This window comes from Rhodococcoides trifolii (assembly GCF_014635345.1).
Classification (GTDB): domain Bacteria; phylum Actinomycetota; class Actinomycetes; order Mycobacteriales; family Mycobacteriaceae; genus Rhodococcoides; species Rhodococcoides trifolii.
The window spans coordinates 1117512-1133992 of the sequence record NZ_BMCU01000001.1 but is presented as its reverse complement, the minus strand read 5'-3'; the positions used below and the strand labels follow the sequence as shown (position 1 = coordinate 1133992).

18 protein-coding genes are annotated in these 16481 nt (G+C 66.2%); 4 read left to right on the top strand and 14 right to left on the bottom strand.

From position 1 onward, the window contains the following. The first annotated feature begins 11 nt into the window (after positions 1 to 11). Both IEW02_RS05275 and IEW02_RS05270 read left to right on the top strand, forming a co-directional pair. A complete protein-coding gene (locus IEW02_RS05275) occupies positions 12 to 1364 on the top strand; it encodes a WXG100 family type VII secretion target (protein WP_188543589.1) in 1353 nt (450 codons plus the stop codon). Next, positions 1361 to 2035 (top strand): ESX secretion-associated protein EspG, encoded by a 675-nt coding sequence (locus IEW02_RS05270; protein ID WP_188543588.1) that lies wholly within the window; start codon positions 1361 to 1363, stop codon positions 2033 to 2035. Before IEW02_RS05275 ends, IEW02_RS05270 begins: the two co-directional genes overlap by 4 nt. On the opposite strand, the gene IEW02_RS05265 is transcribed toward IEW02_RS05270, so the two are convergent. Together IEW02_RS05265 and IEW02_RS05260 are read right to left on the bottom strand one after the other, a co-directional pair. Continuing rightward, positions 2014 to 3210, bottom strand: a complete 1197-nt coding sequence (locus IEW02_RS05265; RefSeq protein WP_188543587.1) for an FAD-dependent monooxygenase — start codon at positions 3208 to 3210, stop codon at positions 2014 to 2016. The genes IEW02_RS05270 and IEW02_RS05265 overlap by 22 nt on opposite strands. Next, complete coding sequence (locus IEW02_RS05260) at positions 3207 to 3659, bottom strand: MarR family winged helix-turn-helix transcriptional regulator (protein WP_229745780.1); 453 nt, start codon at positions 3657 to 3659, stop codon at positions 3207 to 3209. The genes IEW02_RS05265 and IEW02_RS05260 overlap by 4 nt, the downstream gene beginning before the upstream one ends. Before the next feature lie 106 nt (positions 3660 to 3765). Between IEW02_RS05260 and IEW02_RS05255 the strand changes: the two genes are divergently transcribed. Further along, positions 3766 to 4281 (top strand): hypothetical protein, encoded by a 516-nt coding sequence (locus IEW02_RS05255; protein WP_188543586.1) that lies wholly within the window; start codon positions 3766 to 3768, stop codon positions 4279 to 4281. Positions 4282 to 4299: 18 nt separating this feature from the next. Beyond that, complete coding sequence (locus tag IEW02_RS05250; protein WP_188543585.1) at positions 4300 to 5034, top strand: DUF998 domain-containing protein; 735 nt, start codon at positions 4300 to 4302, stop codon at positions 5032 to 5034. Here IEW02_RS05250 and IEW02_RS05245 read toward each other — a convergent pair. The 12 genes from IEW02_RS05245 to IEW02_RS05190 form a co-directional block, all read right to left on the bottom strand. Then, complete coding sequence (locus IEW02_RS05245; RefSeq protein WP_188543584.1) at positions 5006 to 5731, bottom strand: siderophore-interacting protein; 726 nt, start codon at positions 5729 to 5731, stop codon at positions 5006 to 5008. The two genes, IEW02_RS05250 and IEW02_RS05245, sit on opposite strands and share 29 nt — an antisense overlap. A 10-nt stretch (positions 5732 to 5741) precedes the next feature. Further along, a complete protein-coding gene (locus IEW02_RS05240) occupies positions 5742 to 6551 on the bottom strand; it encodes an HAD family hydrolase (RefSeq protein WP_229745779.1) in 810 nt (269 codons plus the stop codon). Between the two features lie 26 nt (positions 6552 to 6577). Beyond that, a complete protein-coding gene (locus tag IEW02_RS05235) occupies positions 6578 to 7780 on the bottom strand; it encodes a GNAT family N-acetyltransferase (protein WP_188543583.1) in 1203 nt (400 codons plus the stop codon). Positions 7781 to 7802: 22 nt separating this feature from the next. Continuing rightward, positions 7803 to 7976, bottom strand: coding sequence for a hypothetical protein (locus tag IEW02_RS05230; RefSeq protein ID WP_188543582.1), 174 nt, complete (start codon positions 7974 to 7976; stop codon positions 7803 to 7805). Beyond that, on the bottom strand, positions 7973 to 9277 hold the full coding sequence (locus IEW02_RS05225) for a hypothetical protein (protein ID WP_188543581.1): 1305 nt from the start codon (positions 9275 to 9277) through the stop codon (positions 7973 to 7975). The genes IEW02_RS05230 and IEW02_RS05225 overlap by 4 nt, the downstream gene beginning before the upstream one ends. Positions 9278 to 9281: 4 nt before the next feature. Beyond that, a complete protein-coding gene (locus tag IEW02_RS05220; protein WP_188543580.1) occupies positions 9282 to 9572 on the bottom strand; it encodes a WXG100 family type VII secretion target in 291 nt (96 codons plus the stop codon). Further along, entirely contained in the window at positions 9572 to 9877 is a 306-nt protein-coding gene (locus tag IEW02_RS05215) for a WXG100 family type VII secretion target (protein WP_188543579.1), read from the bottom strand. The genes IEW02_RS05220 and IEW02_RS05215 overlap by 1 nt, the downstream gene beginning before the upstream one ends. A gap of 101 nt (positions 9878 to 9978) precedes the next feature. Continuing rightward, positions 9979 to 10626, bottom strand: a complete 648-nt coding sequence (locus IEW02_RS05210; RefSeq protein WP_188543578.1) for an SDR family oxidoreductase — start codon at positions 10624 to 10626, stop codon at positions 9979 to 9981. A gap of 53 nt (positions 10627 to 10679) precedes the next feature. Beyond that, on the bottom strand, positions 10680 to 12395 hold the full coding sequence (locus IEW02_RS05205; RefSeq protein WP_188543577.1) for a metallophosphoesterase: 1716 nt from the start codon (positions 12393 to 12395) through the stop codon (positions 10680 to 10682). A 114-nt stretch (positions 12396 to 12509) separates the two neighbouring features. Next, the gene (locus IEW02_RS05200; RefSeq protein WP_188543576.1) at positions 12510 to 13775 is read right to left on the bottom strand and encodes an ABC transporter permease; all 1266 of its coding nucleotides are present in this window, start codon (positions 13773 to 13775) and stop codon (positions 12510 to 12512) included. Beyond that, the gene (locus IEW02_RS05195; RefSeq protein WP_229745778.1) at positions 13772 to 14974 is read right to left on the bottom strand and encodes an ABC transporter permease; all 1203 of its coding nucleotides are present in this window, start codon (positions 14972 to 14974) and stop codon (positions 13772 to 13774) included. The genes IEW02_RS05200 and IEW02_RS05195 overlap by 4 nt, the downstream gene beginning before the upstream one ends. After that, positions 14971 to 16470 (bottom strand): ABC transporter ATP-binding protein, encoded by a 1500-nt coding sequence (locus IEW02_RS05190; RefSeq protein ID WP_188543575.1) that lies wholly within the window; start codon positions 16468 to 16470, stop codon positions 14971 to 14973. The genes IEW02_RS05195 and IEW02_RS05190 overlap by 4 nt, the downstream gene beginning before the upstream one ends. Positions 16471 to 16481: the final 11 nt, after the last annotated feature.

Below are 16481 nucleotides of genomic sequence, written 5' to 3'. Positions count from 1 at the left end.
GGGGGATTCGCGTGTCATTTTTCTCGCAAGTCGGAGAGGTCGTCGAAGAAATCGGCGACACCATCACCGGCCACGATTCCGACGCCGAGCGGGCGTCCGAGGCCGCGCAGAACGCCGGCAACGACCAGCGCGACGCGATCTACGCCAACACGCGCGACGCCATGGGGCAGATCGGGTCCGTCGACATGCTGCCGCAAGTGGTGCAGCCGGAAGCCTTCGACGCGTACAGCCACGAGGAGATCTTCTTCCACGTCCAGAATTTGCAGCCCGGCGAAGTGCTGAGCAGTGCCAAGATGTGGAGGGGCGCACACGAGCAGTTCAGCGCGGTGGTGGACGGACTGTGGGCGCAGATCGATCCCATCCTGAACACGGAGTGGACCGGGGCGGCCGCGGCGGGGGCCAAGGCTGCGGTCCGGCAATACGCCGACCAATCCCACCGACTCGTCGAGATACTGGACGTCGTGGCGAACAAGCTCGAGGAGTCGTACACCGGATTCGAACAGACCAAGCTGCAAGTGCCTCCGCCACAGTCGTTTACGTTCACCGACTTCGCCCGAATGATGACAGGATTCCCGTACGCACTCCCCGGGAACGTCGTCGCCGCACGAGCCGAGGCGGAGGAAAGACGTCATGAAGCGGTTCAGGTCATGAACACCGTCTACTCCCCCGTCGTCGTACAGTCCGATACCGGCGTACCACAGCTTCCCCCGCCCTTCGATCCGACGGGCAGCGGTGCCGGATCGATCCCAGCGTCGACCCTTCCTTCCGGGAGTGGTTACGCCTCAACCGGATTCGCTCCGACGAACTCGGGCGGCACGCAATTCTCGGGAGGTTCGGCCGACGTCGCGCCTGCCCACCCGGCCGACACCACGGCGGCGTCGACGAACGCGCCCGCGCAGGCAGTAACCCAGCAGGCCGTAACCCAGCAGCCGGCGACCACCTCGGCGCCGGGGACCCCGAGCGGAACCACAGGTTCGGCCGTCCCGTCGACGATGTCCACGGCGCCGGCCGACACGCACGCCGCCAGTTGGGCACCCGGTGGGAGTCGTCGGTCCGGTTCGGGCGTGGGAGCAGGCGGAGGAAGCAGTGCGGGCGCAGGAGGCGGATCTCCCCGCGCGCCCTACGGCTCCGGCGCGCAGACCGCTGGATCGAACCCGAGCGTCATGCAGAACCCGAGTGGACGCGTCGACGGAAGTGGTTCCGGCCGTGGCATGTACGGCGCGGGAGGGATGATGCCGGGTGGCGGCCGGGCGGGTGGTGATCAGGACGGCGAGCACACGATTCCGGGCTACCTGGTCAACGTCGACAACGGGGACGAACTCGTCGGCGACCTTCCGCTCGTCGCACCACCGGTCATCGGATGATCACGACGTCGCAATGGCGCTTCACCGCACTCGAATTCGTCGTGCTCTGGGGAACTACACGACAGGACCGGCTGCCGTTTCCCTTCACCTGGCGGGCACACGTAGCGACTGCCGACGAGCTCGCCGGACAGCGCGCCGCAGCCGTCCGAACAACGGACGACGGCCTCGCGACAGCGCTGAACGTCCTGTCGAATGCCGAACTGCGCGTGCAGACATTCGGCTTCGTGGACGGTGAACCAGGGGCGATGCTGCACGCGGCCACAGTGGGTTCGCAGGCCGTCGTGGCGAAGCAAGAATCCGATGAGATCGTCGTGGAGTTGATGTCGTCGTCCGACGTCATCCCACGAATCACCCTGCCTCCCATGGCCCCCGGACGAGAACGAGGCGGAACGGTCGCGACGTCGACGAACGTGATGACGGACTCCAACGACGACCGACACCGTCTCACTCGCCTGCTCAACCGAAAGCGAAGCGGCGGAGGCGAATTACTGGTCGGCACGTCGACACGCGCCGACTGTTGCATCGACACGATCGCCGGCGGATTCACCTGGATCGACGTCGAGGGCGACGGCCGCTACCTGCTGACGGGAACGGATCCGGCGTCGGTGACTCCGGCAACGGACGCCGCGGTCACCACCTCGGTGACCCGCTACGTGATCGGAACCGCATAGTTCGGCAGATCGATCTTGTCGGACGGCGGCGAGGCAAACTTTCCGAACAGCGACGTGATCTTGATGCGCGACGCGAGTCCGAGGACTGCGTTCATGGTCGCGACACCGAGCTTCGTCTTGGGGTTGGCGACTCGCGGCGCACCGGAAGCCAGTTTCTGCGCTTGATCGACGTAGGGGCGCATGATGGATTCGTACGCGGTGAACGCGTCACGGTGATCGTCGTGCGAGGCAATCTCTCCGGCCAGAACGTAAGCGCCGACCGTGGCGAGCGAGGTGCCCATGCCGCTGATCGGTGAGGCGCAGTAGCCCGCGTCGCCGAGCAGCACGACGCGACCCTTGGACCATGTCGACATCGTCACTTGACCGAGCGATTCGAAGTAGAAGTCGGGTGTGTCCGTCAGCCCGGCGAGAGCGCGGGCAGCGAACGGCGCGTCCGAGAACGTCCGTCGCAGAACATCTTTCTGATCGTCGACAGTCAGTGTCTCGTAGCCCTTCGGGTCGGTCATGAAGGACAGCGTGGCTCTGGTGGTTCCGACGTTGTCGGGCCGAAGCAAAACCGATCTACTGCCCGGTGCGTTGCTCCACTGCGCCCACTGGGTATCGGATTCCACGCGCGGGATCGTGAAGTACGACGTGTACATGCCGAGGTCGCGGATGCTCACGTCGTCGCCGAACACCATCGATCGTGTCCGCGAACGGAGCCCTTCCGCAAGGACGACGATGTCGAAATCGCGATCGGCACTGTGCTCGAACGACACTCGCACGCGATCGCCGTCGTCGTCGATGCCGGTGATCGAGTCGCCGAAGACGTACTCGGTGCGGTCGCGGGTGTGGTCGTACAGGATCTTCCCGAGGTCGCCGCGGAGGATCTCGAGTTCGGCGGTCGGACCTTCTCCATCCATGGTGTCGGAACCGAACTGCGCCTTGATCTTTCCTCTGCTGTCGACGAACTGCAGTCCGGTCTCGCCGGTCCCGGCGGCACGAACGGCGTCTTCGATGCCCATCCGTTGCACGACGGTGCGACCCGCCCCGCGCAGGTCGACACTCTGGCCACCGGAACGGAGTTCGGGGAATCGTTCGATCACGGTCGTGCTGACGCCGCTTCGCTCGAGCCAGTAGGCGAGGGTGGGTCCGGCAACGCTGGCACCGGATACGAGCACGGTTCGGGGACTCATGAGTCCTCCATTTCGGTTGTGGTGGCGGAGGTGAAGACGTCGACGACTCGGCTCAGGAAGTCCTCGACCACGGCACGGTCGTCGTCGCTCAGGTCGGAAATGACCGATTCGAGCCCGGTCAAAATCGGGGCCATGTGCGCGAACGCTGCGTCGACGGATTCTTCGGCCGGGGTGACCATGAGCTTGCGGCGGTCCGTCGGATGTCGTTCGCGCGAGACGTGACCCACTTTTTCGAGACGGTCGACGATGTGGGTACTCGCGGCCGTGGTGACCGCGAGGCGGCTCGCCAGCTCGCTCGCGGTGAGCGGGCCGTCGGTGATCAGGTGTTCCATGGCCGCCAGATCGGTCGCGTTGACACCGAGGTGAGAGGCCATGTTCGCGGACATGCGCTGACTCAAGGATGCGACGGCCTGAAGCCGGGTGGCGATTGGGTCGTCGGCGAGGTCCACACAGTTAGCTTAGCAGGTTAGTGACCAATTGATTTAGCTACTTTTGATTGTGCGCGTCAGGGGTACGGAAACGCGCACAGGGGGCGCAGCCGCCTAGGATTCACCCATGAGCGATCGCTACCCACGCGAACCGGACGGTTACGGCTACGGGGACGACAGGACCCGCGCCTACGCAACACAGCCGGGCCAGCCGGGCAAGCCGCAAGCGGGGACACCGAAGTTCGACGTCGGCCCGTTCGTCGGCGGTGTCGTGGCAACGGCCATCGTGGCGTTCGTTGCGGGTTGGGTGGCGACGCTGATCGTGCAGGCGATCTATCAGCGCACCGGCACCAACGTCGCATGGATCTACGGCGCGGACGATCCGTGGCTCGCAGGCGTCTACGGCGCGCTCGCTGCCCTGCTCGCCGGAGCGCTTCTCCTCTTGCTGTTTCAGGCGGTCCCCTCCCCGAACACCTTCTTCAGCTGGATCGTCGGCCTCATCACGGTGGCCATCATCGTGCTGCCGTTCCTCGCGGCCGGCGCCGTGGTCGAAGCCATCGGTGCTGCAGTGGTGAACGGCCTCATGGGTTTTGCGATTCTCGCGCTCCTGTCGACGACGGCGGCCCGCACCTACCGCGGTTGATCGCTATCGTCGGGTGACATGACTTCCGTAGTCCGACGCTCGTCGCCCGCTGCCATCACGGGCATGGCCTCTCTCGCGGTGGCGGTGGTGATGGTCGGCGGCCTCGACGTGCGCAACGCCCTCGCCTCGGCGGACGAACTGCGCCGCACCATCAGTCAGTACGGTCTCGGTCCCGATCGGTGGATCTTCAATCTCGGCGTCCTCGCTCTGGCCGTCGGATCCGTTCTCGTGCTCGCGCCGCTGGTCCGCCGCGGCATCACGACCTGGCGGTCCGGCGCGTCGATTGCCATGTGGCTGTGGGCAATCGGACTCGTGGTCGTCGTGGCGGTGCCGAAGCAGGATTGGTCGCAGCCGCAGAGCATCGGTGGTGACATCCATCGACTGGCGAGTGTCGTTGCCTTCGTGGCCCTTCCGTTCGCCGCGATTCTGCTGAGCCGGCGGTGGCGACGAGACGAGATGTGGGGCCGGTATGCGCAGTGGACGTTCGGCCTCGGGATCGCGTCCGCGGTGGCGTTTCTGCCGCTGATCTACTCGATCGTCGGATCGATCGTGACCGGCACGCCGTGGTATCGCCTGATCACCCTCGGGTGGGTCGAGCGCGTGCTGGTGGTGGTCGAGGTGTTGGCCGTCATCGCGATCGGAGTGTGGGCGGTGGTGGCTGCGCCGGTCGGGCGTGAAAAAGAGTCCTCACGCACTCCTTTTCGCGCCCGTGTGCCGAAGGCGCCTACGGAATCCAATACCCCTGCGCCTTGATCGCCTTCTTCACAATCCCGTAGTTCGACTTCAGCACAGCCGAGACCGCGCGGGTGGTCTTCGTGTCGCAGGCGACCCAGGCGTGGTGGCCGGGAGCGTCGAAGGCCGCAGAGGTCACGGCCTCCACCAGCGCGGCCCCCTCACCCTTCCGCTCCACCCAGGTGACCGTCGTCGTGGACGTGGTGGAGACGGGGAGCTCGCGGTCGGACTCGTGCGTCCACTCCAGAAACACCGTGGCCGGGGCGTCTCCGATGCTGCTGAGCAGCGAATTGACGGCGGGTAGGGACGCGAGATCGCCGACGACGACATAGCCGTCGGGCCGCGTCTCCGGGAGGTCGTACTTCGACCCCAGCAGCGTCGCGCTGATGGTGTCACCCACCTGCGCCGACTGTGCCCAGTCCGCAGCGAACCCGTCGTGCAGGGCGAACTCGAGGTCGAAGGTCCCGTCGTCGACGTTCGGGTTCACCAGCGTGTAGGCCCGCTGATGCGGCTTCTCTGCCGGGAACCACAGCCGCAGCCACATCGTGGGGTGTGGGTCGTGGGCCTGGAACAACCCGCCGGCGTCGAAACCGAGCCGCAGGTAGTGCTCGCTGACCTCGGTTCTCCCCGTCACCGTGAGGACGAAATCAGACGCACGCATCAGCTTGAGGACGGCGCCTTGAAAGCCGCGCGGACTGTTGCTCACCGTTGCCACCATGCGAGGAAGGCTACCCTAACTCACCTCGTGCGTGGTGGGTCAGCTCGTCGAGGTAACCGGCGACACCTTCCTCGTCGTTGCTGGGCAGCACCCGCGTGCATACCGCGATCACGTCCGGAATCGCGTTGGACGGGCACACCGCGGTGCCGGCGTAGCGCAACATGTCGAGGTCGTTGCGGGCGTCGCCGGCGGCGGCGATCTGACGTCGGTTCAACGCACTCCGCAACGCCAACATCTGCAGGGCCCAGGCCTTGTTGATCCCCTCGGCGGACATCTCGACGTACGGTGCCCCGGAGTGCGTCAGCTCGACGCGCGGAACCCCGGCCGCGGCCAGGATCGAAAAGACGTCGGGGGCGGGAACCGTCGGGTGTCGCGCGACGATCTTGACCACGTCCTCCCCCAGCGGTCCGCTGGTCGCCATCGTCGCCGGGTCGCGGTGGTGATCGGAGAAGACGCTGAGCGCCGCGTACTGCGATTCGGCGATGAACCTGGTGGGTCCGACTGTCGCGAACGTGATGCCTGGAACCAGCCGGCGCACAGCGTCGATGGCATCCGCCGCGTCCGGGAGGGAGATGGGCCAGACCGCGTCGATCGTGGGCGTACCGTCCGCCAGATCGAGGATGACCGCACCGTTGGCGCAGATCGCCTTACCGCGAAATCCGCTCGCCTGCGCGAACTCGTGCACCGAATGTCGAGCCCGCGCGGTCGCCCACACCACCTCGATGCCCGCGGCCTGCGCGGATGCCATGGCGCGAGCGGTGTTCGGCGAGATGGTGCGGTCGGACCGCAACAGGGTGCCGTCGAGGTCGGTCGCGAACATCTTGATCGTTCTCAGCAGACTGCCCTTCAGAAGTCGGTGCCACAGTGCGGGGCGAGGTGCGAGGAGAAGAGGGCGTCTGCGCGTTCGATCGCGGAGTAGTCGGAGAACTGCACCGCCCCGGCGGCCGCCAGCTGATGCCACGCCGTTCCGCCGAGATAGACCGCGGCGAGCGAGGTGACGTCGATCGTCAGATCCGGCTCGGAGGTCACCGCCTCCGCGCCCTCTGCGGAAACACGGAAAGTGCCCGAATTCTCCTGCAGCACAGGGTCGGTGATCGAGACGGTCACTGCACCCGCGCCGCGGTAGGTGCGCGACGACAACGCCCTCGACACGTCGAGAATGCGCAGCCACGTCTCGTCACGCGACTTCGTCACCCGCACCGCACGTTGGTCGATCAGCAACTGCGGCAACGGATCGTCGATCGGCATCGCGGCGAACACGAACCGGGTGACCAGGTCGAGCGAGAACAGGAAACGGATGAGCCCGACGTAGGCCTCGGTGGTGGGAGCCCAGAAGTCGTCGACGATCGCAGTCCGGTTGTCACCGGTGAACCAGGTGTCCGCGCCGATGCCGTGGTAGCGGACGAACCCCGAATCCCCCTGCACCGCAACGTACGACGGGTCCGTCCCGAGTTGGCTGCCGAACTTCTGCCCCGCCCACCACGTCGACGGCCGCCCGATGGACCCGGGCCGCGCCGACACCGCGTTGTCGTAGACGCCGGGAAGGACGTCGTACGACTCGTCCGTACTGACCATGCGTACCGGGCCACCGTCCATGACCGAATCACGCATCCGCGCACGGGCAGTGACCACTTCGACCGTGTGAGACAGGTTCGCCACCGCGTACCCGAATCGGCCGTAGATGACCGCCTCGGAGGCGCGCAGCGACGCGAACACCTCTCCGCGTTCACGCGCATCGCGCAGCTGGTGCGTCAGCAGACCCGACACGATTCCGCGACGGGTGTGCGTCGGCAGCACACCGACACGGGTGACCGCCACGTGCGGAAGGCGAGCCCCGCCGGGAACGGTCATGTCGCTGGTGAACCCGTCGACCGATCCGACCACCGCACCGTCGGCGAACGCAGCGAGCGTACGACCGGGCTCGCGCACGTCCCGAATCTGACCGGGCCGGTAGGGCGGAGATACCTGTAATCCCACCATCGCGGTCCGGAAGACCTTTGCGGCGGCGATCAGATCCGCTTCGGATTCGAGAGTTCTGATGTCGACCATTCGGTGAAGTTTACGGCAGGCCTCAGAGTGCCCAGCCGCCCTTCTCACGCCATTGTTCGTAGGTGAACCCCAGATCGTCGTCGGTGACGCCGAACTGGAAACCGCAACGTGGGCAGATCTCGTAGGAGCCGCCGTTCGCAGTGCGCGGTTCTTCCTTCAGGTACGGGTATTCACAGACCGGGCATACGTGGTTCATTGTGGGGCACTTCCTGGTTGCCGTTCCCAGTAGTCCGCTCCGGAACCGGGTGTGAAGAACGTCTTGGTGGTGCCGTCCGCGTTGTAGGCGCCGAACGTGTTCGTGGACGGATCATAAATGCGGACGGTGCCGTCCGGGGTCACCTTCGTCGGCAGGTCCTTCCGTTCGAAGAACTCGGTGGCCATGCGGGCATAGTCGTCCGCCGACGTGGCCCCGAAGTCGTTGCCGTGCCGGGCGAAGTGATCGTCGAGGGATCCCGGATCACCCCACTTCTGACCCGAGTTGTGTGATGGGCCGAGCGGGTCGGCCATGGGCGACTTCGGCACCGGCACGCCGTCCAAGTCGACGGCCGGCCGGTCCGCGATATCGGTGAGGTCGTCCATCGATCGGCGCGAGGACATCGCCCGATCCGTCAGGCGATGCAGACCCAGCACCTCGCGAACATCGTCGATGATGCGCCGAACTCGGTTCGCCGTCACGGTGAATCGACCTGCCGCGATGGCCGCGCTCGCCGCCGCCGACACCCCGGCCGTCACCGCGGCCAGCCCGATTCCCACCGCGATCGACGCGGCCTCCTCGATGGCGAAGTCCTCGATGAGCGACTTGATCTGTGCGCGCAACTCACCGAGCTGCGACGCGAAATCCCGGCACGACGACGCCAGCACGCCCGCGTCCGATCGCACCCGCTCGCACGCATCCGCGATGAGCCGCAGCTCGCGATAGATGCTGCCGATTTCGGGAGACATGATGGAGCCGAACATGTTTCCCGACGCGTCGAGCACCCCCGCGCGCACATCGCCGACCACACGGGCGAACGTCGTCCAGGCGGACACCGCGCGGCCGAGCTTGTCCACGTCACCGTTCGGGCACGGCACTCCCACCGCCGATGCCAGGTCGATAGCGCCCTGGAGGCCGGGACCGGCGTCACCGATCGCCGACGGCGGCACGGTGACCGGTGGACGCACAGGCGCCGTTGGATCCGTCTCGTGCGGCCTGGGTAAGTGAGCCGCATCTGCCTCTGCCGCTTCGTGATTGGCTCCCGCGCGGAAGAGCAGGTTGCCGTAGTTGGTCAGCGCGGCGACGGTGGCGTGAGTGCCGGCGAACAGCGACCGGGCGGCGGTGTCGTACCCGGAGCCCCAATCCTGGCCTCCGGCATCGCTTCCCGCCATCGACCCCGTCGACTCGAGCGAGGTTCGCAGTTCGGTCAGGGCGGCGTGCAGTGCGTCGGCGGCGACGTCGCAGGCGTCGGCGGCGCGGTGGTAGGTGGCCGAGTCGACGTCGAGCACATCGGTGGGAGACACGGCGTTACCGGAACATGGCGACGTTGGCGGCCACGGCGGAGCGGTAACTCGTCCGTGCGATGTTCGCGGCCTCGCGCATCCGTGCGAGTCCGGCGGCCATCCGTGCGGCGCCCTCGTTCCACTCGCTGTGTGCTTGCGCGAATGCGTCGGACGACGAACCCGACCACTCGTGGCGCAGCCGATCCGTGTGTGTCGAGAGCGTACGCAGTTCGTCGGAGAGGCGGTCTTCGAAGCCCTGCAACGACGACACGGCTGCGTCGATGCGATTCAGGTCGACCGAGTACGCGGCGCTCATCACGCGATTCCGCGGAGGGCCGAGATCGATTGTGCCGTCACCGCTTCGGTACCGGCGGTGGTCTGGGCGACGACCCCCAGGGAGTCGCCCGTCGATGCGAGAGCGGCAAGGATTTCCTGAGCGCCGGCTCGGACCTCGGCCCACGCCGACGCGTACGCGTCCGACGCCTGCCCGCGCCAGGTGGTCGAGAGATCGTCGATCTCACGCCCGAGCGAGGACAGTCCGTCGGACAGGTAGCGCGAGGTTTCGGTGACGAGGCGGCCGGTGGCGGCCACCTCGTCGACCGTGATATCGAGTTCTGGCACCGAACGTCTCCCCCGAGTCGAATCCATCACCGCGAACGCGGTGACTGTCATCTACTTGGACTCGCGGGAGCCACGAACGGTTCCGTCGCTTCGGCAGGAACTTACGCGAGCGCCTCGGCGATCGGGGTGTCACCCTCGACGAACTCGATCATCTGTCCGGTGGTCTCGATCGTGTCGATGGCCTCGGCCAGCACGGCCGCGACATCGTCGCGGCTGACACTTCCGCCGTCGGCACCCTGCTTCTTGGTGCGGATCTTGCCGGTGCCCGGATCGTCGGTGAGCGATGCAGGCGCCACGATGGTCCAGGCCAACGCGCTCTTCTTCAGGTAGTCGTCGGCTTCGGCCTTCGCCTCGGCGTACGCGTAGAACGAGTCGCCGGAATCAACGCCGTGATCGAGGCTCGCCCCAAAGTAGGAGACGAGGAGAAAGCGTTCGACACCGGCCGCCGCGGTGGCGTCGATCGAGCGCTTGGCGGCGTCGCGGTCCACCGCGTACGTCCGGTCGGCGTCGCCGCCGCCGGCCCCCGCCGCGAACACGACGACGTCGTTCCCGTTCAGTGCCGCAGTGATTTCCTCGGTGGACATGTTCTCGACGTCCGCGATAAGCGGTGTCGCACGAACATTCGTGATGTCCTGCTCCTGATCGGGATTGCGGATCAGGGAGAAGACCTCGTGACCGCCGTCGGACAGGATCTTCGCAAGCTTCAGCGCGATCTTTCCGTGGCCGCCGATGATGGCAACTTTCGACATATGTGACTCCTTTCGCGAGACAGAGCTGGATACCCCGTCTGGCAACCGCTGAATCAGGAGCCGAACAGCGACCCCACGCCGATGTCGCGCTTGTAGGTGACCTTGTCGAACTCGCGGCCGTACTCGTCGATGGCGGAGACGGTCATCGCGCTGGGCGTGATGCCGGGGATTCCCGGGGCGACGTCGATGCGGATGAACGAGTAGTTGCGGAACCGCACGCGAGACCAGCCGACGGCTTCGGCCTGCTTCTCGCCCTCGGGTGTCCACACGTAGCTGTTGGGGACGGAATTGTCGGCGACGACGTTGCCGCGGTAGGTGTCCTTCTCGGCAGACTGGAACTTGTACCTTGGTCGACCGCCACCACCCACCGTGTAGTAAACGGTCCCATCCTTTTTCGGGTAGACGACGGCCTGATCCGACGCTGCACCGGTGGGCTTCCCTGCCCGGATCGGATCGGATCGCTCGAACACGTGATTGTGAGCCTGGAGGACCACGTCGACCTCGTACCGATCGAACAGCGGGGTCCACTTGTCGCGCACTCCACCGTCACTGGCGTGCTTTTCGGTGGTGGAGTACGCGCAGTGGTGGAAGAAGCAGACGATGAAGTCGATGTTCGGATCCTTGCGGAACCGCGCGAGAGTGCTGTCGACCCAGGACGTCTGGGCGCCGCCGCTGTAGCCGGTGTTGGCTTTGATCTCGTAGGAGACGTCGTTGGCGTCGAGCGAGAGCACCGCAACGTTGCCGTACACCACGGAGTAGACCGACGGACACTGCTTCGGGCCGTTGTCGGGCTGATCCAAACGTGCTGCGTGGCCGCCGTATCCATCCGCGTCGTACAGCGCTTCCATGTCGTGGTTTCCGGTTGCGAAAAGCCACGGTGTGACCGATGCGCTCGACTCGATCGCGGCGAGATACCCGTCCCAGACGTAGGGGTTGTAGGCGTCGAAGCCTTTGGTCGCCTTCACACCACTCGGGGCGAACTGGCCGGGGTTACCGTCTCCCTGAGGATCGGCGTACGCGATGTCACCGGCAAGGATGTGGAAGTCTGGACGTGAGGCGGCGATCTGCTTCACGATGTTCGCAGCATGCTTCACCGACGGGTCGTTGTCGTTTTCGTAGTACAGGTTGTCGTAGTCGCCCGGCTGCAAACCCGGTGGCTTGACGGGTGTTTCGTCGACGCCCTGATCGCCCATCATGGTGAACCGAAACGGTGCGAAGCGGCCGGCCGGGAGCGCCGTCGTCGCGCTGCGGACGTCGCTGACGTATCCGTCGACCGTGCGCCAGCGGTAGAAGTGCGGAGTCTTCGGGGTCAGTCCGTCGACCGGCACGTGCACGTAGTACTGCTCCGCACCGAGGATTCCGCCACCGGTCTGCGGCACCTGGCTGATCAGATTGCGCACCTCGGCCGACGTCGTCGCACCCAACGCGGGGGTCGGGCCGTGGTCGAGGAAGATGCCCGTCGTGCCGGGGTTTCGGGAGAGCTGCGCCGAGAAGCGGAGCTGCGACGACGGATCCGCACCGAACGACAGATGCCGACCGCCGACGGCCAGCGGCGCGTCCTGCGCGTACGCGATACGCGACCACGACGCGTTTCCGACGCCCACCGCCGCGGCCGCTGCGGCGGACCCGATCAGGAAGTTGCGGCGAGAGACCGGGTGCCGCTTGAGAAATCCGCGGTGCCACTCGTGCTGCTCGGCCATCGTCATGTCGGCGGCGAGGTTCTCCGGAACCCCGGTGGCGACGGTTTCACCCTGCGGATTGAGCGTCATGGCTCGATGCTTCCGTCAACGGCCGACGCGTTCGGTCCCATTGGATGGACGGGAGGTGAACAGCGGGAGTAGAGGTCGGCAGAAAGAGACAAACCCCGCGGGGGGCGACGCCGCCTACGGTTCGTACGGTCTACCCGACGCCGCCGGTCCGCGCACCCGCCCCACCAGTCCGGCGACCGCAAAGATGGTGACGATGTAGGGCAGCATCAGCATGAACTCGCTCGGCACGGGCGAGCCGATGATGCCGAGAACGTTCTGCAGGTTCGACGCGAACCCGAAGAGCAGGGCTGCGAGCGTCGCGCGGATGGGATCCCAACGCCCGAAGATCACGGCGGCGAGAGCGATATAACCGGCGCCGGCGGTCATCTCCTTGCCGAACGCGCCGACCGACCCGAGCGTGAAGTAGGCACCGCCCAGTCCGGCGATGGCGCCGGCGAGGCAGACGTTCCAGAACCGCACGCGACGAACGTTGATGCCCACGGTGTCCGCTGCCTGCGGGTGCTCGCCGACTGCGCGCAGCCGCAGACCCCAGCGGGTGTGGAAGAGCCCGAAGAAGACGAGCCCCACCGCGATGTACATGAGGTACTCGATGATGGTCTGGCGGAACAGAACCGGGCCGACGATGGGGATCTGGCTCAGGATCGGAATCTCGATGCGCTCGAAGCGCGGCGGGGTGTTGAACGTCGCGGCGTTCGGCACGAGGATCTGCGAGTACAGGAAGCTGGTCAGCCCGACCACGAGAACGTTCAGCACCACGCCCACGATGACCTGGTTGACGAAATACCGAATCGAGAACACCGCCAGCAGACTCGCGACGAGGGCGCCGGCGACGAGCGCAGCGATCAGGCCGGCGATGGCCGACCCGGTGATCGACGCCGTGACCGCGCTGACGAACGCGCCACCGAGCAACTGACCTTCGATCGCGATGTTGACCACGCCGACCCGCTCGGAGACCACACCGCCCAGGGCGCCGAAGATCAGCGGCGTGCTCAGGGCAACCGTGCCGATGAGCAGACCCGGAACGGGAATGGATTCTCCGACCGCGGCCCAGGTGAGGAACCCGAACACGAAGAGGACGGCGAAGACCGCCACCAACCACAGCGGTGTACTCCGATTGCTCACGGCCCGAACGACACTGAAGGCTGCAATCGCAAGCAAGAAGACCGCGACGACGTAGCCGGTGCCGACCGTGGGAACGCTCAGGTCACCGATGCGGAAGAAATCCGTCTCGCTCGCCAGGCCGAACGTGCTGGTGCCGGACTCTGCGTTCAGCGCGAAGACGAGAAGTCCGACGAACGCGAAGACGACGAGTGCGCCGGGGACCTTCCATTTGGTACCCGACCCGCTGGTGACGACTGGGCTCGAGGCCAGGGTGCTCACGACGCGACCTTCCCGGTCGGCTTCGGTAACCGGAACACCGCGCGCACCAACGGCGGCGCGGCGATGAACAGCACGATCACCGACTGCACCACGAGCACGATGTCGATGGGCACGCCTTCCGCGGCCTGCATCGAGAACCCGCCGGCCTTGAAGGCACCGAACAGCACACCCGCGGCGAACACACCCCACGGCTTCGACCGACCGAGCAGGGCAACGGTGATGGCGTCGAAGCCGATCCCGGCGTCGATGTCGGCGCCGAAGCCGGTGGTGACGGTGCCGAGAACCTGTGACACACCGGCGAGTCCGACGAGAGCGCCGGAGATCAGCATCGCGTAGACGTACACGCTGTTGACGCGGATTCCCGCGACACGAGCCGCGTTCGGGTTCTCCCCGACCACCCGAAAGCGGAAGCCGAGGGCCGAGCGTTCGAGCAACCACCACACGGCCACCGTCGCGAGGATGACCACGATGAACCCGAGGTGCAGGTTGTATCGGCTGCCGAACAGATCCGGGAAGACGGCGGTCGACGCCATGGCCGGGGTCTTCGGATTGTTGGAGCCGGGCGCCTGCAGGGCCCCGGGAGTGCGCAGCAGGTACGAGACCAGGTAGAAGGCAACGTAATTGAGCATGATCGTGACGATCACCTCGTGGGCACCGGTCCGGGCCTTGAGCAGACCGGCGATGCCTCCCCAGATCGCGCCGCCGACCACGCCTGCGACGACCGCGAAGAGGAGGTGGATGCCGGCGGGAAGCTCGAACGTGAAGCCGACGTACCCGGCACAGGCGGCGGCGATGAGCATCTGTCCACGGCCGCCGATGTTGAACATGCCGACGCGAAACGCCAGTGCCACACCGAGTCCGGCGGCGATGAGCGGCGTCGCGAAGGTCAACGTCTCGGTGAGCGGCCGGATGCCGTTGGCGAACCCGGGGCGACGGAAATTGTAGACTGAGCCCTGGAAGAGCGCCGAGTACGCGCCGAACACCGAGTCCCAGATGGCGCGGAGGGTGTCGAACGGGCGGGAGAAGAAGTAGCCCGACGCGGTCTGGACGTCGTCGTTGGTGGCGGCGATCAGGACGGCGCCGATGAGCAGCGCGAGCAGGACGGCGAGCGCCGACATCACGATGCTGCCGCTCATGATCTCGCGAACGACCGAATTCTCGGTGGGCCGCGCCTTCTTGTCCTTGGTGGGTGCGGTCACGAGGACGCTCCAGCCATCAACAGTCCCAACTCTTCTCGCGTGGCATCGCCGTCGACGATGCCGACGATCTTCCCTCGGTACATCACGGCGATCCGATCGGCGAGGGCGGCGACCTCGTCGAGTTCGGTCGAGACGACGATCACCGGCGTTCCTGCGTCACGGGTCGCGACGATGCGCTTGTGGACGAATTCGATGGATCCGACGTCGATCCCGCGCGTCGGTTGCGCAGCGACGAGAAGTCGCAGATCGCGGCTGAGTTCGCGGGCGAGGACCACCTTCTGTTGGTTGCCGCCGGACAACCGGCCCACGTGCTCGTCGACGCTCTGGGTGCGGACGTCGAACTCGGTCACCTTCTCCTGCGCGAACTTTCGCAGAATCGCCCGGCGCAGCGTGCCGCGTCCGACGAACGGGTCACCGACGCTGCGGTCGAGCATGAGGTTCTCGGCGATCGTGAACTCGGCGACCAATCCGTCCTGCGTCCGGTCCTCGGGAACGAAACCGACGCCCGCGTCGAGCACGGACCGGACGTCGGAGTCGAGCAGAGATTTACCGTCGAGCGTGATGGACCCCGTCGAACCCGGCCTGAGTCCGAGCAGAGCTTCGGCGAGTTCGGTCTGCCCGTTGCCCTGCACCCCGGCGATGGCGAGGATCTCGCCGCGACGCACCTCGAAGCTGACGTTGTCGACGGCCACGGCGCCGGACGGTGACCAGACGGTCAATCCGTCGACCACGAGGGCCGAGTCACCCGGTGTCGCAGGCTCTTTCGCTACCGTGAGCTCGACGCTGCGGCCGACCATGAGGGACGCGAGCTCGGTGTTCGAGGCGGTCGGTTCTGCTTCGCCGACCACCTTCCCGAGGCGGACGACGGTGATGCGGTCGGCCACCTCCCGCACCTCGCGCAGCTTGTGCGTGATGAAGACGATGGCCGTTCCCGACTCGGCGAGCTGGCGCATGATGACCATCAGCTCATCGGTTTCCTGCGGGGTGAGCACGGCCGTCGGCTCGTCGAACACCAGCACTTTCGCCTCGCGGGAAAGTGCCTTGATGATCTCGACACGCTGCTGCGCACCGACCGGAAGGTCGTCGACCAGTGCATCGGGGTCAACGTCGAAACCGAACCGCGCGGAGATGTCTCGGACCAACTGACGCGCGGCCCCCAGGTCGAGACGACCACCGAAGGTGGTCTTCTCGTTGCCGAGGATGATGTTCTCGGCGACCGTGAACACCGGAATGAGCATGAAGTGCTGATGCACCATGCCGATTCCGGCGTTCATCGCCTCGCCCGGTCCGGCGAACGTCACCTTCTCGCCGTCGAGAAGAATCTCACCCTCTTCGGCCCGATACAGACCGCTGAGGACGTTCATCAATGTCGACTTGCCGGCGCCGTTCTCCCCGAGCAGGCAGTGGATCTCACCTTCGCGCACGGACAGATCGATGTGATCGTTGGCGACCAGAGCGCCGAAACGCTTGGTGATGCCGCGGAGTTCGAGGTTCATTGACTCGAGGT

Bases quoted from the DNA above. Each gene is read 5' to 3' on its own strand.
- IEW02_RS05270 (WP_188543588.1), top strand. From the start codon at position 1,361: ATGATCACGACGTCGCAATGGCGCTTCACCGCACTCGAATTCGTCGTG.
- IEW02_RS05265 (WP_188543587.1), bottom strand. From the start codon at position 3,210: ATGAGTCCCCGAACCGTGCTCGTATCCGGTGCCAGCGTTGCCGGACCC.
- IEW02_RS05255 (WP_188543586.1), top strand. From the start codon at position 3,766: ATGAGCGATCGCTACCCACGCGAACCGGACGGTTACGGCTACGGGGAC.
- IEW02_RS05250 (WP_188543585.1), top strand. From the start codon at position 4,300: ATGACTTCCGTAGTCCGACGCTCGTCGCCCGCTGCCATCACGGGCATG.
- IEW02_RS05245 (WP_188543584.1), bottom strand. From the start codon at position 5,731: ATGGTGGCAACGGTGAGCAACAGTCCGCGCGGCTTTCAAGGCGCCGTC.
- IEW02_RS05240 (WP_229745779.1), bottom strand. From the start codon at position 6,551: ATGTTCGCGACCGACCTCGACGGCACCCTGTTGCGGTCCGACCGCACC.
- IEW02_RS05235 (WP_188543583.1), bottom strand. From the start codon at position 7,780: ATGGTCGACATCAGAACTCTCGAATCCGAAGCGGATCTGATCGCCGCC.
- IEW02_RS05230 (WP_188543582.1), bottom strand. From the start codon at position 7,976: ATGAACCACGTATGCCCGGTCTGTGAATACCCGTACCTGAAGGAAGAA.
- IEW02_RS05220 (WP_188543580.1), bottom strand. From the start codon at position 9,572: ATGAGCGCCGCGTACTCGGTCGACCTGAATCGCATCGACGCAGCCGTG.
- IEW02_RS05210 (WP_188543578.1), bottom strand. From the start codon at position 10,626: ATGTCGAAAGTTGCCATCATCGGCGGCCACGGAAAGATCGCGCTGAAG.
- IEW02_RS05205 (WP_188543577.1), bottom strand. From the start codon at position 12,395: ATGACGCTCAATCCGCAGGGTGAAACCGTCGCCACCGGGGTTCCGGAG.
- IEW02_RS05190 (WP_188543575.1), bottom strand. From the start codon at position 16,470: ATGAACCTCGAACTCCGCGGCATCACCAAGCGTTTCGGCGCTCTGGTC.